Raw genomic sequence first — 24930 nt, forward strand, 5'->3', positions numbered from 1 at the left:
CGCCTCCAGAGCCGCCAGCAGGCCGGGGTCGGTGACCGTCAACGGCTTGCGGCCAGCTCCTGCAGCCCGGGCCCGCCGCGTCGGTACCGGGTCCCCGGCCAGCTCGGTGACGCCACGCGCGACGGTCGCGGAACTGGCCCCGGAAGCGGCAGCAACCAGAGTGATCCCGCCATGGCCGATGGCCACGGCCTCGCTCGCCAGGTAGAGACGACGGCGGCGCTCGTCGAGATGCGGCAGGATCCGATCGAACTTGGCCCGTAAGGCGGAGACGGGCGGACGCACTGTCATGGTCCACCGTCCCACCAACTCCACCCGAACGAGCACTAATTGAAATACAAGCCCCCGAGGTGCCGGTGTACTGCCGACACCGGCCCACCCCGGCCGACTTGGTGCCTTTCTTGACGAACCCGGTGTCGTCGATGATCAGCAAGCCGCTCGGGCCGAGACGCTCACCGACGTAAGCACGGACATCGTCACGCAGGGCATCGCATCCCAGACGCTGCTGTTCAACAACCGCTGAAAACCGTCCGGGGTGCGATGCCTGCCCATTCCGCAAGCTGCCGGCCGTTCTTCCTTGCCGCCTGGCCCAGCAGACCGCGGACATAGTCCCGCATCCGCCACCGCAGATCCACCCGACCGAACCGGACGGCCACCCGCTCGAATACCGACTCCAACTCCGCAACCCAGTAACCGACTTCAGTCATCCCCTCCATGCCAAGCCAACGACAACCGCCAGCTCAGACACGAACCGCTGCTGGAGTACTACGTCGGTTCGGCACCACCCGCTCCCTGACACAAAGGTCACCCGAGCGGCGCGGCATCAGGCATTCAGAAACCGTTGGAATCGCTCGTCGAACTCCCGCGGGTCGTCAGCCAGCGATGCCTTGACCATCGCAGTGAAGTCGTCGACGATCACCTCGAACACGCCGGACTCGATGCCGTCGAGGGCGATCCGCGCGACATCGGCCGGCTTCATCTTGGGTACGTCGAAGCGGTCCATCATGTCGGTGTCGGCAGCGCCAAGGTGTACCGAGGTGACCTGTGTCCCCTGGCCGGCGAGTTCTTGGCGGAGCGCGTTGCCCATGTTCCACACAGCGGCCTTCGACGCCGCGTAGGCGCCGGTGCCTGGAAACACGAACCAGGATGCCGAGGAGGCGATGTTCACGATCGTGCCTCCCCCATTGGCCGCCAGGACCGGCGCGAACGCGCGGGACATGGTCAGCGTCCCCCAGAAGTTGACGTCCAGCACCGCGCGGACGTCATTCAGGTCCCCGAGTAAGGGACCACCTGTGATCCCCGCGTTGTTGATCAACAGGTTCACGTCGCTGGCGACGTGGGCGGCATGCAGGACGGCTTCCGGGTCGGTGACGTCGAGGGAGAGGATCTGGACGCCCTCCAGGTCGATCGACTCGGGACGACGAGCAGTCGCGTAGACCTTGGCTCCGCGCTCGACAAGTTGGGCGGCGAGGTGGCGTCCAATGCCACGGTTGGCTCCAGTGACGAGCGCAGTGGCTCCGATGATGTTCATGTCGCTTACGCTAGAACCTGACGTCGACGTGAGAATCAAGTCGGCTTTTCAAGGAGGCGGAATGCGCATCGGGGACGTGGCCAAGCTCGCCGGTGTCAGCGTCCGCGCGCTGCGGTACTACGAGGAGCAAGGGCTTTTGATCGCAGACCGCGGTCCCGGCGGTCACCGGCAGTACCCTCAGTCCGCAGTCGAGCGGGTGAAGTTCATTCAGATGCTCTACGCGGCGGGGCTGTCGAGCAGTGCGATCCTGCAGGTCCTGCCGTTCCTGGACACCCTCGTCGCGTCCCCTCGCATGGCTCGCCAGCTCGAGGCCGAGCGCGACCGGCTCAAAGCCCAGATCGACGACCTCACCAAGGCTCACGATCGGCTGGAGGATCTGATTCGCCTCGCCGCCTTATACGAGGACTCCCCAGCGACCTGTGAGCCGAATGAGACCCCGCCCACGACGCCGGTCACGCGGTCGCGCCGACGCCTCTCCGGAGCGAGACTGACCAGACACTGACGGCGGCCGCTGCACCACCGTGCGTGCACTCCACGCGCCTCCACGGCTCGGTGACCTTGTCCAGGCGCCTGCTCGGAGTTCGTCGCAATATCTCAGCGCGACTGCGGCGTCGTCTCCCCTTCTCCGCCTGTCGAGGCCCCCGTCCGCGGTCCTCTCCAGCACGGGATCCCGCGCAGGACGACGAGTAGTCGAGGGTGACGCCCTCAACCACTGCCGCATGACGCAGCGGGTGTCTTGCTCCTCAGACCAGACCCGCACCGACTGGTGCGGGCCCGCTACACCCAACCGCGCGACGTCCTGTTCGACGACCTGGTGCGCCGGACTGCTGCTGGCACCATCGTGCCGGTGCGGTTCCGTGTCGGCGCCACAACGCACCGCTTGCGGGTCACCAAAGCCGACCGTGACCGTCTCGAAGATCTCCGCAGCGACGACATCCAGCTGCCGCCCACCCAGGACCCCGACCTGCTCCTGCGCGCCGTTGTGATCAGTGCACGCCGCCCGGTTGGCATCGCCGTCAGCGCCTGGATCGCGTACTAAGGGGGCACGACACGGCACAAGACACAGTGGAGGGGACCCTCAGGAGTCGGTGTAGGCGGCCAGGCACCGCTGCCAGCGGCGATCCTGCTCGGGCAGGACAGCGCCGCAGATCCGGCTAAGACGATGTCTTCAGTTGGCGATTGAGCCCTTCCTACAACTCGTACCAATTGCTCAGCGCGCCAGGTTCTCCTGTCTGGATGAAGTCGAGAACGATGTCCCAGGCATGATCGATGGTCAGCGCGACATCTGCGGTGAACGCGTACAGTTCGTCCATGATCACCACTTCGACCTCGGCGCCCGGTGCCGCGGAATCATCGCCGACATGAAGGGACACCCCGCCATGGTTGTCGAAGAGGTGGAGGACAGCATGATCTGCTTTGAAGCCCAGAGCCAAGTAGGGGAGATCACCGTCTGGCCGCCGGATCTCAAGGTAACCCTGGCCGAGGCCAGTACTGAGGGCCTTGATGTAAGCCATCAGTTCCTGGACGGTCGAGTGCCGTTCAAGTCCTGAGAACCATCCGGTCTCCAGTGCCGTCGCCGCCCACACCGCGCTCACTCCTGCTCCTCCCGTTCCCGTCACGCTACCTCGCCCATCTGCCTTGCCGTCTTCACGGATGTCCGCCTTGTGCACACCGGCGGTAGCAGATGAGGGCACTGGCCAATCCAATGAAGGCGAGGAAGTGTTCAGCCTTCCGCTCGTAGCGACGATGCATTCGCCGGCAGCCGTTCAGCCACGACATCGTGCGCTCAACCACCCAGCGATGCCGCCCCAGACGAGCCGACGACTCGACGCCGCGGCGAGCAATTCGAGGCACTATCTGTCGTCGCGGTAGCCAGTTGCGCAAGTGGTCGAAGTCGTAGCCCTTGTCTGCGTGCAGTTTGGCCGGCCTTCGGCGGCACGGCCCAAACCGGGAGCGGATCGGCGGGATGCCGCGCATGAGCGGGATCAGAGCCAGTGACGTCCCGCTGACGTGTTCGGTCGGCGGGGTCTGCGACTGAAGCGCTCAGCATGCGACGCGGTCGGCTGATCTGATCTCGGTGGAGGCAACTGTTTCAGTCGTCGCCGGCAACCAGAAGGGCCAGGGTGCCCATGCGGCGGTCGATGAGGATGAGCTCGTGAAACTCGATGTGGATCGGGCCGTAGTCATGGCGCGCGTCTTCGGGGAGGGCGCCGAGCGCATGCAGGCTCGTTGCTTGGCGGATCGGTGCGTAGACCGCCTCGCACAACCTCATGTCGAGACCTGGGGGAAGGGGGACGCCATCAGTGGCCCAGGTGTGAATCATGCTGGTCGCGGTCGACTCGTCGACGGCCGTGTATGCACTGGGAGTTATCCGGTCCGACCACCACTGGCCGTGACGTGGTTCAAGCCAGACGCCGGCTCCGTCGTAGGTGTCGCGGAACTCGGGGTGCGCGATCAGGGCGGCCAGCAGCTCCCGGTCAGTTGGCGTGCCAGCTGGCAGGTGGAATCGCTTGATGTGCACCCACCGGAATCCGTGTCCACGGTCATCTGGGAACTCGAAGTCCTTGAAGTTGATGAAGGAACTGTCCCAGTGCATGTGCGAGCGGTGCATGCGAGTCAGCATCGCTCCGGACACCCAATGGGCAAAATCGCAGGTGAGAGAAACGGCTGACGCCCTGCTCGCAACCGAACTGCGCAGTCTCATGATCACGACCCGATACGCGCCCCAGTACTCCGCAGCGGTTCGTGTCCTGAGCTGGCGGTTGTCGTTGTCTTGGCAAGTAGTTCGGCCAGGCAGCGGACCTTGCCGAAGGCAAAGTCGTCGACCTCGAGTACCTCGACCTCGCCGATCTCTGGCTCGGGCAGGCCTCGGATCATCCGCAGCAGGGTGTCCCTGCCTACGCTGACGCCGATCCCGGCCGCCAAGCGGACCCCGGCCCGGCCTGTCGGCGCCAATCCGCTCTGCGTCAACAGCCCGCGCAACAAGGGGGGAAGACGACTGATCTGTTCGCCGATCGTCACTGCCGTGCAAGCAGTGGGCATTCCGGGGAATTGTCGGTCGGCCAGGGTGAGTTGCTCCAGCCCGCAGAAACGGGGCAGGCTGCGGTCAGTAGGAGCGTGCGGGACGACCCGGGGAACTCGTTGCCTGGGCTGCCGTCGCCGTCAAAGCATGCGATGCGCGCCGCCGGCAGCCGCAGTGCGCGCCAGGAGTCGCCCGGTTGCACCCGGTCTGACGATCAGCTCCCGCAGCGACTCCGGCGCAAGCCACTGCCGGCCCGGATCAGTGACGACTTCGCCGTAATGGACCGCTCCCCTGCAGTCCCTGTATCCGCAGGCCCTCGACCAGGTACCGCATCACGTTCGGATGCGGTACCGGCGAGAAAAGGGCCAGCGAGCACGAAGTCCACCACCAACCGGGCCGGCAGTAGCCGTCCACGCTGCTCCGCCCGCCCGCACGCGGCCGTTGCACGAACCATCGACCCTGATGGATGAACCCAGGTCAGGATCTGCAAGCCAGATGACTCACCGGCGCTCACGGTCTCTCTGGGTTCCGGCGAAGTCGCCCCGTCAGCGATCGAAGCGACTCAAGCGACTCAAGTCCCGGCATTACCAACGCAGTTCCGTGTGGCATGGCGGCACCTACGAGTGACCCATGCCACTCGTCTCAGCCGGCAGTCGGCGGCTTGGAGCCGTTCATGATGTTGGCGATCGGTCCGATGAGGAACCACTTGCCATCGACACCCTGGCCCTTGATCTGCTGCGGAGCGGTGTCGCCCGTGTAGTAGTACAGCGGGTGGCCCCCGTAGGTGACCTGCTTTGTGCCATCCGTCCGGTTGATGGTGCCCAGGCTGCTCGGCACGGTGTACTTGCCGACCACGGTCACCGGCTTGGTCGTCGTAAGCGGAGGCCACTTCTTGGCACACGCGTCATAGCAGGTGGACGCCGACTTCGTGTCCTTCATGTTCAGATACAGCGTGCGTCCAGCCGTATCAGTGAGCCAGATGCCTGCCTTGCCCTTCGCGGTCTTCAGGACCAACTTCGAGCCGGAGTCGGCCGTGTCGGGCGCCTCTGAGGCCGGCGTCGACTTGGGCGCCGCCGAAGCCGATGTCGAACCAGCGGCCGACGAGTCATCGGAGCTACTGCACGCTGCCGCGAACGTCGCCAGGGCGGCGAGGGAAAGGCCGAGGCCAAGCGTTCGTACTGATGTCCTGTGGAGCATGACCATCCTTAGTCATCCGCGACGAAGAGTGACTCGTCGTCCGTATATGTAGCGCTCGATACAACGGTGAACTTAGTGGGCCTTTGTGACCAATGTCAAGACCGAACATTCTATCTCGCAGAACCCGCGGCAAGCAGTCTCGACCACCCTTGACTCGCAAACTCCCGCGCAATGCCGGCACTTGAGGAAAGCTGGAGCCAGCCGCCACAACCGGCGGCCCGCGACGCGGCGGTGGCGCCACCAGCCGATAGCGACCGCTCAGGAAACCTTCACGGTGATGGTGTGATAGCCGGTCGCGCCGTCCGGGACCACGTCCTGGACGACCGAGGTCTGCACAGCACCCGTGCCGTCGGTCGCACGCACCTTGACCTTGTGTGAGCCCTTGGACGCGTCCGCCCACGCATAGGACCATTGCCGCCAGGTGTCCGGCGTATCCGACGCCGCCAGCGTCGCCTCCCGCCAAGGCCCGTTGTCGATCTGGACTTCCACTGCGGCTACGCCGCGGTGAGTGGCCCAAGCCGTGCCGGCAAGCACCACGTTCCCGGCGGGTACGGTTGCCCCGCTCTTCGGCACTTCGATCCGGGACGCGGTCTTGACCGGCGCCTCCGGAGAATAGCCGCGCGGCGTCCAGTACGCGTCGGACTTGGCGAACGTCGTGATCTCCAGATCGGTCAGCCACTTGGTGGCGGACACATATCCGTACAGCCCTGGAATCAGCATCCGGCACGGGAAGCCGTGCTTGACCGGCAGCGCCTCACCGTTCATCGCGACCGCCAACATCGCCTGCCTGCCGTCGAGTACCGCTTCGGTGGGCGAGCCGATCGTCATCCCGTCGAACGAGGTGGACAGGATCATGTCCGCCCCGCGGTGAACGCCGGCGCGGCGCAGCAGCGGCGCCAATGGCGTTCCCAGCCAGCGAGCGTTGCCGACGTACGGTCCGCCCACGGGGTTCGAGACACAGGTCAAGGTCAGGTCGTGTTCCTCGAACCTGTAGGAGAGCAGCTCTTCGAAACTGATCTCAAACGGGCGGTCCACCATGCCGTGAATCTTCAGTTTCCAGTCCCTCGGGTCCACATGAGGGAGGGTGAGCGCCGTGTCGACGCGGTAGAACTGAGAGGTCGGGGTGATGAACGGACTGAGCCCGCTCACGTTCGGGTGCACCGCGGCCGGAGGCTGGGGCAGCGTTTTCGCCGGAGTCGGCAGTACGACCTTCTCCCGCGCATCAGAAACGTTGTAGCGCTTCTTTATCCATGCCTTCCCGCCATATCCGGCCACCAGCGCACCCGCAGCGGTACCCACCGTGCCGAGGACGAAGCGGCGCCTCTCGGTCAACTCGGCGGAGGACTCCGACTGCCTGAGCGACAAGTTCGTGAGCCATCGCAATATCAAGGCCGCGACGAGCCCGGCGAGCAGGGAGGGGAACAGCCAGCTGGTTTCCGCAGTCGGCCGTGTGACAGCGACGATCGCGCCGACCACCCCGACCGCCACGGTGAGGATACTGGCAAGGGTCAGCCGAGTGCGGGCGAGCACGCCGTCGACGGCCGCCGCCAACGCCAGCGTCACATAGACGCCGATCAGCAGCACGGTCTTGTCGTTGCTGCCGAAGTTGCGAATCGCGAACTGCTCAAGCCACGTAGGCGTAAGGCTGATCGCCCAGTTCCCGGCTGCTGTCACCGGCGCAGACGCTTCCCCCGTAGCCACCGCGACCAGCTCGCCCACCGCAAGCCCCGCGCCGCCGGCCACCAGGCCGAGCAGCGCCGCACGTGCGATCCGACCGGCCCGGGAAGTCCGGCGCTTGGCCGAGGTGGGGGCCACCTCTTGCGGTGCCTGCCCTCCTTGCAGATACAGCTCGGGCCCGTCTGCCGCTTCGCCCTGCGCACCGCCGGGCTGCTGGTCGCTCATGCGTTCTCCGCCAAAGTCGTAGCCCGGCGCCGGAGGACCGGACCGGCTGATGTGGGGACGGCGACGTCGTACGACGTGACACGCACGTCAGTCCGCCCGGCGGCCGCGGGTGGTACAGCGGGAGGCGAGTCAACGGTGATCACGGTGATCCCTTCAGTAGGCGATGCCGCGGTCAGCCTCCCCCGAGGACAAGCGCGTGCAGAGAGCCGCTGGGCTTGAGCTCAGACTGAACGTTCTATCTCGGGCAAGCATCACGGTTTCACCTACGCCTGTCAAGAAAGAACGTTCTCCCCTACGTCGAACACCGATCCGCACCGCACAACGGCTTGCGGCGGTCGGGGCGCACCACCACGCAACCCCTCCGGGGCCCTCCGCAGAATCACCAACTCAACTTGGAGAGCGCAGATTCCCGGAGAGCATCCTCAGACGGGCCGTGCGCTGACGGCCAGCGCCAAGAACGGTTCGCCGCACACGTGTTGCAGACCGATCCCCGTCACCCGGCTCGCCACCCTCCACCGGACCGGTGTCCGGAAGGCGGAGGACGTGGGAGCCCTTCCCCTCGTATCGGAAGGTGGGACCTCGGTAGCCGAACAGCCAGGCGATCGACCTCTCAATCGTCCAGCGGTGCCGGCCGAGTCGCGCGATGCGCGGACCTGTCCACGTAGTTCGACCGGACGGCGCCGGCGAGGTCCGGTCGAGATCGATGCGCTCAGGACGCAGTCCGGCAAGCGTAGTGAACTGTTCGGCCTCCAAGATCGGACTGTGATTGGGGGCCAGAACTCCCCCGGAGCCCACCCGGATCGATGACGTCGACGGCGGTATGGGCGATGAGCACCACAGGCGGGAAGGCACCGATCCCAGGCGAAGGGTGATGCTCGACTCACCACAGTGACCGGTACCCATGGCCTCGACCTGCTGGGCGAATACAGTCGTCTCACGCAAGGTGTCGGCGACCCCGCTGTCGGCCTCGATTATCGCGAGTCGCAGTACGGAGAGCGGCATGTTGATCATGCGATCAACATGACATTCGATGGGCGGCCGGCCGAAAACGGCTTTCTCACCTACGGGAACAGCCGAGGCTCGCGACCCTCCCCAACATACGCCCGATCCTTATCAGCTCCTTAGGTCTTCCAGATCCCCCGGCCTTTCCCCTTACGCCGTCACGACATTCTCCCAAATTGCGCGGGAGAACGTTCGGTCTTGACACTGTCGGGCGGCATGTCTAGATTCGATGCCGTACCGAACGTGCTTGATCTGGGAGTCCGGCTGACGATTCTGCTGGTCGACGGATGACAAGTGGTGTCGACGTACTAAACGGGTCGGAAGCCGACGAGCCGCGTCACCGGACTGCATGAGGCCCCGCTAGACAGGGGACCGTCAGCATGACGTCCTCGTGTCCAGGGAAACGAGTGCGGAAAATCCCTTGACGCAGACTCCGGCTCGCCGCGCCGCGAGCAGAGCAGCGAGGGAAGACGCGGTCAACCTCTGGCCGCATTTCTCACGAGATCACGGGCCACACATATGCCGCAACGAGAGGCCGTCATGTCTGCAATAGAAACGATTCCTCGTGCGTCCGGAATCCTTCCCCTACTTGGCCACATTGCGCCCTTGGCTCGCGATCCCCTGGAGTTTGTGTCGAACCTGCACAGCTACGGCCCTTTGGTGCGCATACAGATGGGAACCAAGCCCGTCGTAGTGGTGAACGATCCTGCCGTGATCCGCAAAGTGCTCCTCGACGACCGCACCTTCGACAAGGGCGGGCCACTGTTCGAACGGGGCCGGGAGGCCCTCGGCAACGGCCTCATCACCTGCCCGCACAGTGACCACCGGCGAGCGCGCCGCCTCTCACAGCCCGCGTTTCATCCGAAGCGGATGGCAGGCTACGCGGCGATCATGACCGAACATGCCGACAAGGTCACGCGCTCCTGGCACGACGGTCAGGTCCTGGACGTGACCAGCGAGATGATGGCCCTGACGGTCGAAGTCACTGTGCGGACGCTGTTCACGAACTCGTTGCCCCGCGCCACGGCATCGCAGATCACGGACGACTTCCTCACCCTGATGACGGGGTTCTTCCGGCGAATGATCTCGCCGCCCCTGCTCAATCAGGCTCCCAGCAAAGGAAATCGCGAGTACGCCCAGGCCATCCGACGCCTCCGCAGGACCGTTGGCGACCTCATCGCCGCCCGCCGCGCAGACGAATCCGACCATGGCGACCTGTTGTCCGCACTGTGCAGCGCAGCCGACCCGGACAGCATGACGGGCCGGACAGACACCGAACTCGTCGACGAGGTCCTCACCTTCCTCCTTGCCGGTACCGAGACCACCGCGGGCACGCTGTCCTGGGCGATGCACCTGCTGTCGCAGAACCCGGAGGTCGAGCGCCGGGTGTACCAGGAAGTCGAGAGCACCCGGCGCGGATCTCCTCTGGACTTCACTCACCTGCCGGCACTGGAGACGACTGGGAACGCGGTCAAGGAGACTCTGCGGCTCTATCCGGCGGTGTGGATGCTGACCCGGGTCACGACCTCTGACGTCGTCCTGGATGGTCACCTTCTCCCGGAGGGCACGATCGTCGCATTCAGCCCTTACCAGGTCCATCGTCGGGCCGACCTGTACGACGAGGCGGATCAGTTCACCCCGGACCGCTGGCGTGACCGTTCGCGGGCACAGGAGATCTACATCCCGTTCTCCGCCGGCCCGCGCAAGTGCATGGGCGACCAGTTCGCGCTGACGCAGGCGACGTTGGCGGTGGCCACCGTCGTCTCCCGCTGGCAGCTATCGCCCATCACCGACAAACCCCTGCAACCGTCCGTCAAAGCCTCCCTGACCCCGCGCCGACTGCGCCTGCGGGTGACGGCCCGCGGTTCTCAGCGGCAAGCGGACGAGCCGGCCGGGGGCACGACCCATGCCGAGGGCTGATCGAGCAGCCCTCGGTGACGCGCTGAAGCACTCCATGGAGCGATGAGCCTTGACCACCTCGACGAATGCCGAACCGCGCAGCATCACCGAGTATCGAGCCATCACCGCCAGCCCGATACGGCACGATGGACGGACCACCCCGCAGGACGATGACGTTCGGATCGTGCAGGAGTTCAGGGGGCGACGGCGATCACTGGTGACTCTGGGCGACCCCGGGGTCAAGCAGGCGCCCAGAGTTTCGGTTCGCTATCCCGGCGACGTACGCTCCCCCGAAACGTGGATGGCGCTGCTGCCGGACGCTGAAAGCCTGGAAGTCCCCGGCCCCCGCCCACCAACATGGCCCGACATGCTGTCGGCCGCTACCGAAGACGAGTGGCGACGGTGCCTCGCCACGGTAGCGGGGCAGTTGCGTCTGCCCCGATCCGAGGACCCGAGCGGCGACGGATTGGGCCGCTCGGTGGAGCGCGCCGCATACGCCTTGCTGGGCGCGATCCTGCACGAGCCGGACTCTGCCATCGTGCGGCCCACCACCCGCCTTTCCGCGCTTTCCAGCGCTGACGGACAACGTTGTCCGGCTTGGGCGGGTTCAGCGCGGTGGACCCGCCCTGGGGAGGAGGGGCGATCAGCGGAAGGCGGTCGTGTGCGGCCATGCGGATGCGACGGTGACTCTCCTTGTCTGTGGGCCTGGGCCGAGACGCACTACCCGGAAAGCCCGCCCGCGCGGGACTGGGACACACTGCGGCTCTTGGTGGCGGACTCGCCCTTGATGAAAGCGGTCCGGGCTCTGGGAGTTCCTCAGAGGGCACAGAACGCCGGCAAAGGCAGGCCACCCCGCACCGAGCGCGGGCTGTGGTCCCGAGCCGTCCAGGAATGGGGTTTCCAGGGCGCCATGACGTCACGCGTGTACGCCGTACCCGCCTTCACCGTGATGCCTGCGGCGAGGTGGCTGGTCAACGGCAACCGGCGCGAAACCGCGCTGACCGAGGTGTTCGGCTACCTTGACGACATTCATATCGACAACCTCAAACTCGCCGGACCCGACGGTGGGGCCACCGCCACATCGATCCGCGACAACCTGCGCCGCTGGGCCTCGGTCGAACCACTGCGCGAGACGGCGGTGATGGTCGCGCTCATCGGTGTCTGGAACACCTTTCTGGACATCACCCAGCGGTATCCGGGCCGCCGCCCCGGCGGTCCCGCAGCGATACCCCGCTATGGAGCATTGAGCTGCGGGGAACGGAAGTTGATCCTCGCGGTGGATACGTGTCTGCCGCATCTTGCCGCCGCCTACGACGCCGATGAGCGGTCACTCGACGATCTCGCGATCTCACAGACACTCAACGGTTACAGCGACCTCAGCAGTGACATGGCCCTGGGAGTGGTCAACAACGGACTCATACTGGGAGCCGGCCCGGGTGCGCTACCAGGCGGTGCTGACGCAGAGGGCGCCTACCGGGCGTTGTCCAGATCCATGCTGGCCATAGCCCGGTCCGGAGCCAACAGGCCGGGGGCCGAAGCGGTGTCCAACACGGTCATCTGGAACATCATCAACGGCCGCCACAACATCGTCGAGCGCGCTGCGGGAGTTCCCTACGAGTGGATGGCGCGGAAGTGGCCGGTGCTTGAGGAGAATCGTCGAGAGTGGGACGCGGTGGAGGAGGAGTTGTGCACCCGGGTCTACGCAGCTCTCGCGCGGGACGACGTCCGCCTGAAGGAGAAGGGACAGTTCTGTCCCACGTGCGGTGACCTCCCCCGCTGGAGCGGTCTGATGCACGACCTGCTCGACGACGTCGAGAACGCCGCGTGCGCGTTGACGCAGTACATACTCTGCGAGCGGGTCTACGCCGAGGACCTCGACGGCGAAGCCGCGAACGGGACTCCCGCCAGTGACTGCGCCGGGGCAGTCGGGATACTGATTCGGCGTTTCGAGTCGAGCGGGCTGCTCAACGAGCTGAGCTGGATTCTGGCGGGGGCCATCTGGTTCCGCGAAGCACTGCACCTTCGTGGATGCGTGGTGGACCTCGCGTTCGGGCTCTCCGACGACAGCGGTGGCCTGGCCCCGGACGACTGGTGAGTCCTGCGCCGGCATCGCGGTACCCCAGGCCGTGATCGCCGCGGACCGAGCACGCTGAATCGCGTCGACTCGCTGCAGGACTTCCCCTTGCGCGGGGCCGAGGGCGCAGGTGGTCGTAGTCGTACCCAGCATCAGCTGTTTTCGCCCTGTCCCATTCCAGAGCCGAACGAAGTCATGCCCTGTCCGCGTGCCACCGCGTCGTGGTGGATCGCCGTGTGCGCCCCGGTCAGCGAGACCCCGCTGCCCCCGCGCCGGTTCGCTACGATCTCCGACGCGATGGAGACCGCGACCTCCTCCGGGGTGCGGGCGCCGAGGTCGATGCCGATCGGGGAGTGCAGCCGTGCCAACTCCGCCTCGGTGACGCCCGCTTCGCGCAGGCGCTCGGTACGGTCGAGGTGGGTGCGGCGGGAGCCCATGGCGCCGACGTAGGCGACCGGCAGACGCAGCGCGAGGTGAAGCAGCGGGATGTCGAATTTGGCGTCATGGGTGAGCACACATACGACTGTGCGGCCGTCCACGTCCGTACGCCCCAGGTATCGGTGCGGCCACTCGACGACGATCTCATCCGCGTCGGGAAACCGGGCGGCAGTTGCGAACGCGGGACGTGCGTCGCACACGGTGACGTGATAGCCGAGGAACTTGCCCATCTTGACGAGCGCCGATGCGTAGTCGATCGCTCCAAAGACGATCATCCGCGGTGCCGGCAGCGAGGTTTCGATCAGGACGGTGACAGGGCTGCCGCTGGTGAGTCTCTCCTCGCAGATCTGCAGAGCGGCGGTGCGGCCGGCATCGAGGTATGCGAGTGCCTCGCCGGCGACGGTGTCGTCGAGTTCGGGCTGGTTGCCGAAGCCACCCAGCCGGCTGCCGTCCGGGCGCACCAGCAGCGCGCCATCCATGAGTTCGGCCGGCCCCGACACGATGCGCGCGAGCGCCGCTGCCTGCCCCGCCGTAGCGGCGGCCAGCGCGGCTGACAGCACGGCATACGTACGGTCCTCGGCCCGGACCGGCGTGACCAGAATGTCAATGGCGCCGCCGCAGGTCAGGCCTATGGCGAAGGCGTCGTCGTTGCTGTAGCCGAAGCGCTCCCAGCGGTTGAGTCCGTCGTCGATCGCCTCGCGGCACAGTTCGTAGACCGCGCCCTCCACACAGCCGCCGGAGACAGAGCCGATCGCGTGGCCCTCTTCGTCGACAGCGAGGGCCGCGCCCGGCTGCCGCGGCGCACTGCCGCTGACTGCTACCACTGTGGCCACGGCGAAGTCGCGTCCCAGCTCGATCCACCGGCTCAACTCGTCTGCGATGTCCAGCACTTGCCGCTCTTCCCTGTGCTCAGGGCACGCTGCCCGTGTGGTCCCCTCGTTGTATGCGGCCTGTGTTCGTTTGCGGCAGCTCCCCTCGGTGCCGCAAACGCTACGGGCCGCTCGGTCAACTGGTGGCGAAGTCGTATTCGATGTCGGCCATGGCGCGTCCGCGCCCTTCCTTGAATGCCCATCCCATCGCGGCGAGGATGGCGAAGAGGGCAGCACCGGAGAAGACGAGGACCGAATACCCGTACACCGGATAGACAGCTGCGGCGATGAGCGGGGGGAAGAACGAGAGCCCTCGTCCGAGCTGCAGCGAACTGCCAACTCCCAGCGAACGTACCCGCGTGGGGAACTGCTCGGAGAAGACCAGACCGAAGGCGGCGGCGACACCGGTGCCGAAATACATGATGAAGATCGGCACCAGACTTACCAGACCCTGGACGTCGGTCTGCAGGACGAGCCCGAGCAGGATGCTCCCGATGGCAGCGATCGAAGCCATGATGCACCACGTGAGACGGCGGCCGATTCGGTCGGCCAGGTAACCGCAGGTGACTGAACCCAAGAAGATCGACAGGCCGACGGTAACCGTCCACCAAGCGGCCTTGCCGAAGCTGAATCCCTGAACCTCGATGAGGTACTTGGGCAGAAGCGCCGCGACGCCGTAGAAGGCGAAGAATTCAATTGAGCAGGCCGTCAGGCAGAGGAAGAACGGCTTGAGGAAAAGCCTTGACCGCACCAGTTTCCAGTCGATCGCGACGCGTTCTCCGCGAGACTGCGCTTCCCACTCGTCGGACTCGGGAACGGCGAACCTCGCGAGGATCGCCAGGAGGATCGGCAGGCAGGACACGGCGAAGACCCAGCGCCAGCCGATGATGGGCAGAAGGTATCCGCCGACCAGAGCTGCCATGGCCAGCCCGATTCCCACGCCGCTGTAGAGGGCTGCACCCCACCAGCCTCGGCTGCGCGCCGGCATGGCCTCCGACACGAGGGACTGCCCCACTCCGAACTCCCCGCCCAGCCCAATCGCGGCGAGTATGCCGAAGACGACGAGAGTGGGGTAGTTGGGCACGAACGCCCGGGCCAGCGTGAACACCCCGAAGATCACGATGGTGATCATCAGTACGCGGCGGCGTCCGATCCGGTCTCCCAGATACCCGAAGACGACGCCACCGACCGCGATGCCAAGGAGTTGAAGCGAGAGCAGGAGGGCGGTTTGCTGCGACGACAGATCGAACTCCGCTGCGATGGGCACGATCAGGAACGTCATCAGCGCGATTTCGTAGTAGTCGAACAGCCACCCCGCGAACGCGGTGAGCCACGCAAGGAACTGCGGGCGGGTCACTTTTTCTCTCTCGCGCACTGCGTGTTCAAGGGTTTGCATGAGCCTGCGTCCATTCTTTGGAAAGTCTCCGGAAATCAGATCGTTTCAGTTTCCGGCATGTCGGTGGTGCTGACGCCTTTCTCACTCCGCACGGTGCTGGTTGTTCTGAAACTCACCGCTGGAACCTCAAATGGGTATGGCAGGTGCGGAGCAGGGATCCCTTCTGCGGGGCCTGCCGTCCAGATGAGGAAAGGGATGATTTCAGAAAATCATTTGGGTGCCCGCTGCAACATTTGCGCGGCACGTTGTACAGCCTTCACGATGTTCTCGTAACCGGTGCACCGGCACAGGTTTCCACTGAGCGCGTCCCGGATTTCCGTCTCGTCCGGCTGCGGAATGCGCGCAAGGAGGCTGATCGTCGAGAGCACCATGCCCGGTAGGCAGAAGCCGCACTGGAAGGCGTAGGTTTCCATGAAGGCGGTCTGGACCGGGTGGGGGCGGTCGAGACTCCCGAGGCCTTCGAGGGTGACGACCTCAGAACCGCGCGCTCGGCCGGCGAGCATCAGGCAGGTCTTGACGCATGCGTCGTCGACCATGGCCGTGCAGCTTCCGCAGTCGCCATTGCGGCATCCCACCCTCACACCGCCGACGCCGCAGTCCCGGCGCAGGATGTCGACCAGAGTCTCGACATCGTCAACCGCGGCGCGAACGGGGTTGCCGTTGAGTGTGAAGGTGATCTCTTCGCTGCTCATGAATGCTCCGTTCCTGGTGAGGGGAGCCGCGCGGCCGCCTGCCGCAGTGCTCGCGCCGCGACGGTGGCGGCAACTCGGCGTCGGTAGGAACTGTCCGCTCGGATGTCGTGCCAGAAGTCGTCCTCGGTGAGGGCGGACATGTGATCGTCCAGGACGTCACGCAGCTCCTGCGGGCTGTGCGACAGGTCGCTGGACACTCGGATCTTCCAGGGCACCACCCGGACTCCGCCAAGGGTGAGTTCGGCTGTTCCGTCTGCCAGGATCGAGCAGGAGCAGGTCACGACGGGCCAGGAGGACTCGGCGAATTTGAGCTTGTAGTAGCCGTGCGCCACGGCTTCGGGGCGATACGGGAGGATGATCTCGGTGACGAGTTCGGTGGGGCGCAGGTCCGGACGTTCGGGGGCGGTGAGAAACCGTTCGACCGACACGGTGCGTGTGCCGTGTGCAGAGGCGACCGTGACACGAGCGGCATGGGCGACGAGAACTGCCGGCGCGTCGGAGTAGGGGCGTGCGCAGACCAGTGATCCGGCGATCGTGCCCTGGCTGCGAATCTGGATGCCGCCCGTGATTCCTTTGGCCATCAGGTGCAGAAGGGGTGTCCACCGCTCGGTACAGGGCGTGTCGATGAGCAACTGGTAGGTGGCGGCGGGGCCCAGATGAACCGCGCTCTCGTCGCGCCAGATGCGGGCGACATCCAGGTCACCCAAGTCGACGATGTGCGTGGGCTGCAGTTCCTGCCGGACGAGTTGCGGAACGGCGATGGTGCCACCGCCGATGATGAGCGCGTGTCCGCCTACCGCGTTCGCCTCGGCCAGAGCGGTGGTGGCCTCGGTGACCGTCCGGGGCCGGACGAGGTGCCGGATCATGGCTCGGTCCTCCCGTGGGAGTGGGCGAGGAGATCGAGGACTCGGGGAGGAGTCAGAGGAAGTGCCGTCGGAGGCGGGCAGTTGGGACCGAGCGCGTTCGTCACCGCGTTGAGAACCGCGGCCATCGCGCCGCCCACTCCGGCCTCGCCGGCGCCCTTGGCTCCCATAAGGGTGTGCGGCGACGGAGTCTCCACATGCTCGACGATCATGCGGGGCAGGTCGTTCGCCCGAGGCAGCATGTAGTGCTTGAAGGTGTCGGTGAGGGGGCTTCCATCGTCTGCCGACAGAATCTCCTCGAACAGGGCCAGCCCCGCTCCCATGGCCATGGCGCCGTGCATCTGGCCTTCCACGAGGGTGGGGTTGATGACGCGACCGCAGTCATGGACCGCGACCAGACCGGTGATCGTGGTCTTTCCCGTGGCCAGGTCGACGAGCACCCGGGCGACGTACACACCGCTGGAGACGTACGGATAGGTGTAGCGGTACGGCTCGCTGTCGTTGAGGCCCTGTTGGTTGACAGGCACGTAGGAGCGGGTGGCGACCAGTTCGGGGGCCCGCCCGGTGGTGCACAGATCAGCGCAGAGATCGGCGATGGTCATGACCGGACGCTGATGGATCTCGATCCGCCCGTCGACGAGCGTGACCTCGTCAGGCTGTGCGCCAGTCAACTCGGCCGCCCTCGCGCGGAGCCTGCCGGCGATGTCTCGCGCCGCCAGAACGACGGCGGCGCCGCCTACGGCTGTGGCCCTGCTGCTGGCATGGCCGGTCCCCTGGGGGACGCGGTCTGTGTCCCCTTGGACCACTGTGACCATCGCGCGGCTGGTGCCCAGTGCCTCTGCCGCGAGCGTGGCCAGCGATGTGTCGTTGCCTCCCCCGGGATTGGTGACGCTGCTGCGCACCTCGATCCGGCCTTCGGCGTTCATCGAGACCGTGGCGGCCTCGGGAGCCGGGGCCGTGGGCCGGGCTGCGGTGCGCAACGGGCCGGACGGGTGGCCTCCGCCTTCAGGGGTGATCTCGAAGGCGATGCCGACACCTTCGGCCATGTCGGCCTCCGGTTCCTTGACCCGGGCACTGTTCGCCGGCTCGTAGTCCGCGAGCGTGAGCGCACGGTCGAGGAGCCCGCCGAAATCACCACTGTCGATGAGGTAACCCGAGGGCAGACGATGCGGCAAGCGATGGCTCGGCAGCAGATTGCGCCGACGGACCTCGGCCGGGTCGAGGCCGAGGTACGAGGCAACCCTGTCGACGAGCCGCTCGATGACCACGATGGCGGTGTCCTTGCCGTAGCCACGGCAGGAATGCCAAGGAGGCTGGTTCGTGAGAAGGACGCGTGAACGGATTTCCACGGCCGGGATGTCGTAGGCGCTCGGGAAGGTGGCCGCGGTCACGTAGGCCATGCGCCAGCCGGGCGAGGTGGAGGCCGCGCCGACCGGAATGGTGATGTGGTCGCGCAGGGCGAGGAGACGGCCCTGGTCGTCGAAGGCCACCGCGGCACGGTGGATCTGCTCGCGTCCTCCCCCGAGGAAGCATTCGGCCCTGCTCTCGACGTACTTGACCGGTCGGCCGGTCAGCTTGCTCAGCAGGCACACGAGGGGCTCCTCGGCGAAGCCGGTCATCTTCAGACCGAACGAGCCACCGACCTGGGGTACGACGACGCGTACCGATTCCTCGGGAATCCGGAGCATGGTCGCAAGCTCCCACCGCAACTGGAACGGCTGTTGATGAGAGGCGTGAACGGTCAGCCGGGCATCGGCGTCCCATGACGCGAGGTAGCCCCGCGGTTCCATCGGCGCCGTGCTGCTGCGTCCGATCCGCAAGGTGCTCTCCAGGGAGTGAGGCGCCGACGCGAACGCGCTGTCCGTGTCCCCCCTGGTGAAGTCGTTCGCGGACAGGACGGAATCAGCGAACTGCTCGTCCATGAGGGACGGATTCGCGGCCAGCTCGCCGACGTCGAGGATCGGCCGGAGTTCCTCGTAATGCACTTGCACAACCGACGCGGCGGCGCGGGCGGCGGGCGCGGACTCGGCGACGACGACGGCCACCGGCTCGCCGAGCCAGCGCAGTTCATCGACCGCGAGAGCTGTCACACGGAACGCTTGAGCGCCGATGTCCTCGGGGTTTTGCACATAGGGCATCGGAGCCAAGTGCCGGGACGCCTCGTGGCCGTCGATGGCAGTCACCACGCCGTCCATGGCCAGTGCCTGACTCACGTCGACGCCCAGGAGTTTCCCATGGGCCACGGGGCTTCGCACGACCGCCATGTGCAATGTTCCATCGGGCTCGATGTCATCCAGGTACGTGGCGCCCCCGCTGATGAAGGCGAACGCGTCGTACTTGGGCCATCGGGCGCGCTCGGTCTCCGCACGCGTCGGTGCGCTGTCGGAGCCAACCCTGGCGGTGTTCACGGCTGTCACGCCCGCGGGTCACGGACGGGCACGGCGCCCCGCTCCGACGAGCAGGGGTCGATGTACGCCTCGCGGTCCTTGATGATGCGGTGACCGTACGAGGCGGGATTGAGCCGCAGCATGTCGTCGAACGCGGCAGCCTCGTCGACGAAGGCCGCAGAGCCGTTCTTGAGCTCCTCGTAGGCCCGGTGGAGGTTCAGCACGAAGCGCTCCGGGTGCTGCCACTCGGCGTATGCGCCGAGGTCTTGTTCCCGGGCGGCGTCGAGTACGGACAGGCCGGCGTTCAAGGCCTTGGCCGCCGTGTCGGTGATGAAGGAGAAGTAGCCGAGCCACTGGTCGATCACCTCAGGACCGCAGACCGTGCCGTGGCCCGGGACTATGACGCGTGGATCGAGGGCCTTCATGGTGTTGAGTGCCCGCACGGATCCCGCGGTGGAGCCACCGTGGGTAATGGGTGTCGCGTCGTGAAAGAGCACGTCACCGGCGAACAGCACGCGTTCCTCGGGCAGCCAGACCACGATGTCGTTGTTGGTGTGGGCCGGCCCCACGAAAATGAGCTCTGCCCGGTGATCGCCGACGTACAGTTCCAGCTTCTCGTCGAAGAGGAGCTGCGGGGGACGCACTTTCAAAGATCCCCACGGGACGATCGGGTCCTGGTCCGTGGGTTTGAGTCCTTGCTTGACCACGGCGTCCCGGCAGAGGCGGTGGGCCACGATACAGGCGTCATCGAAGACCGAATTGCCGAAGGTGTGATCACTGTGGTGGTGCGTATTGATCAGCACCTGAGGCTTTTCCACGCCGGACCTGCGGGTCATCGCCTCGCGGAACTGACGGGTGCGGTCTTCGGTGAGCGCGGTGTCGATCACCGCGAGTTCATGACCTGAATGCACGAACCCGGAATTGTTGAGTCCCCAGCTGCCGTCGTGGTGGAGGTAGGCGTACACGCCGTCTCCTACCTCCACCAGGCTGGGCTCCTCGACGTAGCCACGATAGAAACTGCTCCAACTGGAGGCCATGATCAGCTCCTGCCTTCAGGTCCGCTTGGTCGTCGTCTCGGTGGGGTGGTCAGTTCTCGCGCATGCGGGCCAAGCCCTCCAGTGCCAGTCCGTATCCGAGGAGTCCGTGCATCTGCTCCCGCAGAGTCTCGGTGACCACGGTGCGCGTGTAGCGCCTCACCAGCCGAGGCTGCTTCAGCAGTTCCGCGGCCAGTTCCTGGGCTCGTTCCAGGAGCTTGTCCTCGGGAAGGATTTCATTGACCAGGCCGAGGTCCTTTGCTTCGGCCGCTTCGATCTTCTGCCCGGTGTACAGGAAGTACCGACCGCGCGTGAGTCCCATCAGCAGGGGCATGACGATGTGCATGCCGTCTCCGGGGACCATCCCCCCGGCGAAATGGGCGGTGTCCTGAAAGTACGTGGAATCGGTCGCGAGCACGATGTCCGAGAGCAGCGGGATCTCGGCGTGACGTACCGCGGGACCGTTGATCGCCGCGATCACCGGTGCCTCGATCGAGAGGAGGTTGGGGAGCAGATGCTTGCCCTCCCACAGGATCGGGTCATAGTGGGAGGGAGTCATGCTGTTGCGGTTCGGGTGGGAGCCGGGCTTGATCGCCGGACCGCTGAAAGCGTCACCGGTGCCCGTCAGGATGATGACGTCGTTTTCACGGTCTCGCCCTACCTGTGCGAAGGCGTCCTCGAATTCGTAGTGTGCCTGCAGGCTCCACTGCAGGGGGCCGCCGTCCGTGTGGAACCGCATCGTCAGGATGCCGTCGGAGGTCCGCTCCATCGCGATGGTCTCGTAGCGGTCCTTGTACTCCTTGAACTGCGACGACGGGCGCGTGAAGTGGGTCATGCTCGAATTCGTTTCCGTCACTGTGGTCTCTCCTTTTCACCGCGTCACCGCAGGGCCTTGAGTTGCTTGGTAGGCCAGACGCTAGAAGCGCGCAACATGACCGTCAAACGTTTGATATAAAAAGTTCATCAGGTCGAACGACGCGGAGCGGCACGGGAGGCACGATGATCAAGGGCCCCAAACCCACGGGACCGCGAAGGCCCACCCTGGCCGACGTCGCCGCGGCCGCGGGCGTACATACGAGCCTGGTCTCACGGGTCCTGCGCGACGATCCACGGGGATTCGCCTCTGCCGAGACGCGAAGTCGCATCCTGGCGGCTGCGGAAGCCCTGGGATACCGCGCCAACGTCGCAGCTCGCGGACTGCGCAACGCCCGCACTACCACGCTCGGACTGCTTCTGCCCGGATTCACCAGTCCGATGTATACGGCCCTCGCGAAAAGCGTCGAGGAGCATGCCGCCCTGAAGGGCTATGGCCTGGTCATGGGGACCCATGCGGCGGGTGACCCACACGAAACGATCACCAACATGCTGATGCAGGGACGCGTGGACGCGATGCTCGTGGCTTCCGGGCGTATCGAAGACAAGGCACTGCGCCAGCTCGCCGAGTGGGCGCCGCACCGGGTGGTGCTCCTGAACCGGCAGGTGATGGCTGTCAGGGCGAGCGTGGTCCTGCGCGACAGCGACGCGGCGGCCCTCGCCGTGCGGCATCTCGCAGACCTGGGCCACCGGCGGATCGGCGGCGTCTTCGGACCCCCGTCCCTCGACACCATGGTTCGGCGCCTGCAGGGGTATCGAGCGGCGGTTCGCTCGACAGGGGTCGAGGCACTCACCGCCTCGTGCAAAGAGCGCGACTACGCCGCCGGCTTCAACGGCGTGCAGCGACTCCTGGCGGATGGGGCGAACCCACCGACCGCGATCTTCGCGGCGACGTTTCCCATGGGTGTGGGGGCGCTGGCAGCCGCCCGGGCGATGGGCCTCACGGTTCCGGAGCAGCTCTCGGTCATTGCGCTGCACGACGATGACCTGGCCGGCTTCCTGACGCCTCCGCTCACCACCGTGGCTCTCCCGGTCAAGGAGCTCGGGGTGCAAGCAGTCGAACTCGCGCTCGACATGGCGGCGGGAGGGGAACCACGAAGGATCGTGGTTCCCCAGAGCCCCGAAGTGATCGAACGCGCGTCGACTTCAGCGGTTCGATGAGGTCTTGCCCGGCGGTGGTTCAGCTCACGGCTTGGTGGCATCGAGCAGTGGCATGTCCAGCCGCGCGGCGAGGTCGTCGAAGGTGATTCCGAACGTGTGCGTGACGCTGACCCCTTGGGACGAGATGTCGAACACCGCCAGGTCGGTGTAGACGCGGTCGACACATCCCAAGCCGGTAAGGGGGTAACCGCACTCCTTCACGAGCTTCGGTGCGCCGTCCTTGGTGAAAAGCGTCATCACCACGAACACCTGCTTGGCTCCGATCGCCAGATCCATGGCTCCGCCGACAGCGGGGATGGCATCGGGTGCGCCGGTGTGCCAGTTGGCCAGGTCTCCCCGGGCGGAGACCTGATAAGCCCCCAGAACGCAGATGTCCAGGTGCCCGCCGCGCATCATGGCGAAGGAGTCCGCGTGGTGGAAGTAGGCCGCTCCCGGAAGCTCGGTGACAGGCACCTTTCCGGCATTGGTCAGGTCCGGGTCGATGTCGCTTCCCGTGGCGGCGGGGCCCATGTTCAGCATGCCGTTCTCCGTGTGCAGCACGACACCCGAGCCAGGTGGCAGGTGGTCGGCGACGAGTGTCGGCTGGCCTATGCCCAGGTTCACGAACGCGCCGTCCGGGATGTGCCGGGCCACCAGGGCCGCGATGTCGTGCTTGCCCAGCGGGGCATCCGTGTGCGATGAACGCGTGGCCGGGTTCATACCGCGTCCCCTTCCTGCACCACTCGGTCGACATAGATGCTCGGAGTGACAACGGTCTCGGGATCGATCTCACCGGTCTCGACGATCTCGCGTACCTGCGCGATCACCGTGGTCGCCGCGGTCGCCATGACCGGCCCGAAGTTGCGCGCCGTCTTGCGGTAGACGAGGTTGCCCATGCGGTCGGCGCGCTGAGCGCTGATGAGGGCCACGTCCCCCTTGATCGGATATTCGAGTACATACGTGCGCCCGTCGATCACCCGGGTTTCCTTCCCCTCGGAGAGCAGGGTGCCCACCGCGGTGGGGCAGAAGAAGGCCCCGATGCCGGCGCCTGCGGCCCTGATCCGTTCGGCGAGGCTGCCCTGCGGCACCACCTCCAGCTCCACCTTTCCGGCCCGGTAGAGCTCGTCGAACACCCAGGAGTCCGCCTGCCGCGGGAAGGAGCAGATCACCTTGCGGACGCGTCCCGCCGCGAGCAGGGCGGCGAGTCCGGTGTCACCGTTGCCTGCGTTGTTGGACACCACGGTCAGATTGCCGGCGCCCTGTCTCAGGAGCGCGTCGATCAGCGCCACCGGCATCCCGGCCATACCGAATCCTCCGATCAGCACGGTCGAGCCGTCCTGGACTCCGGCGACCGCTTCATCGGCGTCGGCGCACAGCTGCGTGCTCATCCCCGGCCCCCTGTCACGTTCTCCAGCACCACGGCAAGACCTTGGCCGACGCCTATGCACAGGGCCGCGACACCCCACCGTTCACCGGACTCGCGGAGCCGATGGGCCAGGGTGCCCAGGAGCCTGCCGCCGGACGCGCCCAAGGGGTGGCCCAGCGCTATGGCGCCACCTTTGGTGTTGACGATGCCGGGATCCACACCCCACGCGTCCATACAGGCCAAGGACTGTACGGCGAATGCCTCGTTGAGCTCGACCGCGGCGACGTCGATCCAGGAGATGCCTGCGCTCTTCAGCGCTCGGTTGGCCGCTTCCACGGGTGCGAACCCGAACATCTGCGGGTCGAGCGCGGTGACGCCGCGGCCCGCGATCCGCGCGAGGGGCGGGGCTCCGATACGGGTCGCGGCGTCGGCGGAACCCAGCAGCACGGCCGAGGCCCCGTCATTGAGCGGGGAGGCATTGCCGGCTGTGATGACGCCGTCGGGCCGGAAGGCGGGCTTGAGCCGGGCGAGCGTCTCGACGGTGGAGCCGGGACGGATTCCCTCGTCCCGTTCGACTGCCGTACCGCGCGTTCCCGTCACGACCGGCACGATCAGGTCGTCGTAGAATCCTTCGTTCCATGCCTGCTCAGCCAACGTGTGGGAGCGGACCGCGAAGGCGTCCTGCCGCTCGCGGGAGATGCCGAAACGATCGACGAGCTGTTCGTTGGCCTCCCCCAGGGAAACCGTCCACTCCTTCGGCATCCGCTCGTTGACCAGCCGCCAGCCCAGCGTGGTCGACACCGCGGTGACGTCCGCTGCGGGGAACCCGCGCGCAGGCTTGGGCAAGACCCAGGGAGCCCGGCTCATCGACTCCGCACCGCCGGACAGCACGATGTCCACATCGCCCGTCTCGATGGCTCGTGAGGCGATGATGGCAGCGTCCAGCGAGGATCCGCACAGGCGGTTGACCGTCGTGGACGGAACAGAAGTGGGAAGGCCCGCAAGGAGGACGGCCATCCTGCCCAGGTTGCGGTTGTCCTCGCCCGCGCCGTTGGCATTGCCCCAGACGACGTCGCCGATCTCAGCCGGGTCGAGCGCGGGCGTCTTGGCGAGGACCCCGCTGATGGCCCGCGCGGCGAGGTCGTCGGGCCGTACCTCGGCGAGGGCGCCCGCGTACCGCCCGAAGGGCGTTCTCGCTGCCGCATATACGTAGCTATCGGTCATGCCGTCACCGTAGAAGCGACGCAT

The 24930-nt window shown here is 66.2% G+C and carries 21 protein-coding genes and 3 pseudogenes; 5 read left to right on the forward strand and 19 right to left on the reverse strand.

The window, feature by feature from the left end:
- The 3 genes and pseudogenes from H293_RS0132140 to H293_RS0132145 all read right to left on the reverse strand — a co-directional run.
- Positions 1-288: pseudogene (locus H293_RS0132140) on the reverse strand (ISAzo13 family transposase); the annotation flags it as partial.
- Between the two features lie 52 nt (positions 289-340).
- Positions 341-704, reverse strand: a pseudogene (locus tag H293_RS55405) (transposase); the annotation flags it as partial.
- 116 nt (positions 705-820) lie between these two features.
- Positions 821-1528 carry an SDR family oxidoreductase gene (locus H293_RS0132145; protein ID WP_020121929.1) on the reverse strand — a complete coding sequence of 236 codons (708 nt, stop codon included), beginning with the start codon at positions 1526-1528 and terminating at the stop codon, positions 821-823.
- 61 nt (positions 1529-1589) lie between these two features.
- On the opposite strand from H293_RS0132145, the gene H293_RS50335 reads away from it, so the two are divergent.
- Together H293_RS50335 and H293_RS0132155 are read left to right on the forward strand one after the other, a co-directional pair.
- Entirely contained in the window at positions 1590-2030 is a 441-nt protein-coding gene (locus tag H293_RS50335) for a MerR family transcriptional regulator (protein WP_020121930.1), read from the forward strand.
- A 234-nt stretch (positions 2031-2264) separates the two neighbouring features.
- On the forward strand, positions 2265-2567 hold the full coding sequence (locus H293_RS0132155) for a hypothetical protein (protein WP_158694459.1): 303 nt from the start codon (positions 2265-2267) through the stop codon (positions 2565-2567).
- 151 nt (positions 2568-2718) lie between these two features.
- On the opposite strand, the gene H293_RS0132160 is transcribed toward H293_RS0132155, so the two are convergent.
- From H293_RS0132160 to H293_RS0132180, 6 genes and pseudogenes are all read right to left on the reverse strand, one after another.
- Complete coding sequence (locus H293_RS0132160) at positions 2719-3123, reverse strand: hypothetical protein (RefSeq protein ID WP_020121932.1); 405 nt, start codon at positions 3121-3123, stop codon at positions 2719-2721.
- A 52-nt stretch (positions 3124-3175) separates the two neighbouring features.
- A pseudogene (locus tag H293_RS55410) lies at positions 3176-3526 on the reverse strand (transposase); the annotation flags it as partial.
- Positions 3527-3620: 94 nt separating this feature from the next.
- Positions 3621-4139, reverse strand: coding sequence for a hypothetical protein (locus H293_RS0132165; protein WP_259294569.1), 519 nt, complete (start codon positions 4137-4139; stop codon positions 3621-3623).
- Positions 4140-4234: 95 nt separating this feature from the next.
- A complete protein-coding gene (locus tag H293_RS53845; protein WP_020121934.1) occupies positions 4235-4549 on the reverse strand; it encodes a hypothetical protein in 315 nt (104 codons plus the stop codon).
- Positions 4550-5192: 643 nt separating this feature from the next.
- On the reverse strand, positions 5193-5747 hold the full coding sequence (locus H293_RS50345; RefSeq protein ID WP_063746947.1) for a COG4315 family predicted lipoprotein: 555 nt from the start codon (positions 5745-5747) through the stop codon (positions 5193-5195).
- A gap of 258 nt (positions 5748-6005) precedes the next feature.
- Positions 6006-7649: a molybdopterin-dependent oxidoreductase gene (locus H293_RS0132180; protein ID WP_078612719.1), complete on the reverse strand. Its 1644-nt coding sequence runs from the start codon at positions 7647-7649 to the stop codon at positions 6006-6008.
- 1542 nt (positions 7650-9191) lie between these two features.
- Between H293_RS0132180 and H293_RS0132185 the strand changes: the two genes are divergently transcribed.
- Both H293_RS0132185 and H293_RS58560 read left to right on the forward strand, forming a co-directional pair.
- Complete coding sequence (locus tag H293_RS0132185) at positions 9192-10571, forward strand: cytochrome P450 (RefSeq protein WP_028808384.1); 1380 nt, start codon at positions 9192-9194, stop codon at positions 10569-10571.
- A gap of 49 nt (positions 10572-10620) precedes the next feature.
- Positions 10621-12645 carry a hypothetical protein gene (locus tag H293_RS58560; protein WP_158694461.1) on the forward strand — a complete coding sequence of 675 codons (2025 nt, stop codon included), beginning with the start codon at positions 10621-10623 and terminating at the stop codon, positions 12643-12645.
- Between the two features lie 131 nt (positions 12646-12776).
- On the opposite strand, the gene H293_RS0132195 is transcribed toward H293_RS58560, so the two are convergent.
- From H293_RS0132195 to H293_RS0132225, 7 genes are all read right to left on the reverse strand, one after another.
- Positions 12777-13952 carry an XdhC family protein gene (locus H293_RS0132195; protein WP_020121939.1) on the reverse strand — a complete coding sequence of 392 codons (1176 nt, stop codon included), beginning with the start codon at positions 13950-13952 and terminating at the stop codon, positions 12777-12779.
- Between the two features lie 115 nt (positions 13953-14067).
- Positions 14068-15327 carry an MFS transporter gene (locus H293_RS53850; protein ID WP_078612720.1) on the reverse strand — a complete coding sequence of 420 codons (1260 nt, stop codon included), beginning with the start codon at positions 15325-15327 and terminating at the stop codon, positions 14068-14070.
- 209 nt (positions 15328-15536) lie between these two features.
- Positions 15537-16019, reverse strand: a complete 483-nt coding sequence (locus H293_RS0132205) for a (2Fe-2S)-binding protein (protein WP_020121941.1) — start codon at positions 16017-16019, stop codon at positions 15537-15539.
- Complete coding sequence (locus tag H293_RS50355) at positions 16016-16885, reverse strand: FAD binding domain-containing protein (RefSeq protein ID WP_020121942.1); 870 nt, start codon at positions 16883-16885, stop codon at positions 16016-16018. The genes H293_RS0132205 and H293_RS50355 overlap by 4 nt, the downstream gene beginning before the upstream one ends.
- Positions 16882-19299 carry a xanthine dehydrogenase family protein molybdopterin-binding subunit gene (locus H293_RS0132215; RefSeq protein ID WP_020121943.1) on the reverse strand — a complete coding sequence of 806 codons (2418 nt, stop codon included), beginning with the start codon at positions 19297-19299 and terminating at the stop codon, positions 16882-16884. The genes H293_RS50355 and H293_RS0132215 overlap by 4 nt, the downstream gene beginning before the upstream one ends.
- Positions 19296-20306, reverse strand: a complete 1011-nt coding sequence (locus tag H293_RS50360; RefSeq protein WP_020121944.1) for an MBL fold metallo-hydrolase — start codon at positions 20304-20306, stop codon at positions 19296-19298. The genes H293_RS0132215 and H293_RS50360 overlap by 4 nt, the downstream gene beginning before the upstream one ends.
- Before the next feature lie 49 nt (positions 20307-20355).
- Positions 20356-21138: an enoyl-CoA hydratase/isomerase family protein gene (locus H293_RS0132225; protein ID WP_020121945.1), complete on the reverse strand. Its 783-nt coding sequence runs from the start codon at positions 21136-21138 to the stop codon at positions 20356-20358.
- Between the two features lie 164 nt (positions 21139-21302).
- On the opposite strand from H293_RS0132225, the gene H293_RS50365 reads away from it, so the two are divergent.
- Positions 21303-22337: a LacI family DNA-binding transcriptional regulator gene (locus tag H293_RS50365; RefSeq protein ID WP_033415882.1), complete on the forward strand. Its 1035-nt coding sequence runs from the start codon at positions 21303-21305 to the stop codon at positions 22335-22337.
- Between the two features lie 24 nt (positions 22338-22361).
- Here the strand turns inward: H293_RS50365 and H293_RS0132235 are convergent, their stop codons facing one another.
- From H293_RS0132235 to H293_RS0132245, 3 genes are read right to left on the reverse strand one after another with little or no spacing between them, the layout of a single operon-like run.
- Positions 22362-23036 carry a 3-oxoacid CoA-transferase subunit B gene (locus H293_RS0132235; RefSeq protein WP_020121947.1) on the reverse strand — a complete coding sequence of 225 codons (675 nt, stop codon included), beginning with the start codon at positions 23034-23036 and terminating at the stop codon, positions 22362-22364.
- Complete coding sequence (locus H293_RS0132240; protein ID WP_020121948.1) at positions 23033-23704, reverse strand: 3-oxoacid CoA-transferase subunit A; 672 nt, start codon at positions 23702-23704, stop codon at positions 23033-23035. The genes H293_RS0132235 and H293_RS0132240 overlap by 4 nt, the downstream gene beginning before the upstream one ends.
- The gene (locus H293_RS0132245; RefSeq protein ID WP_028808385.1) at positions 23701-24906 is read right to left on the reverse strand and encodes a thiolase family protein; all 1206 of its coding nucleotides are present in this window, start codon (positions 24904-24906) and stop codon (positions 23701-23703) included. The genes H293_RS0132240 and H293_RS0132245 overlap by 4 nt, the downstream gene beginning before the upstream one ends.
- Positions 24907-24930: the final 24 nt, after the last annotated feature.

It is taken from the genome of Streptomyces canus 299MFChir4.1 (genome assembly GCF_000383615.1).
In the GTDB taxonomy this organism is placed as follows: Bacteria; Actinomycetota; Actinomycetes; order Streptomycetales; family Streptomycetaceae; genus Streptomyces; species Streptomyces canus_C.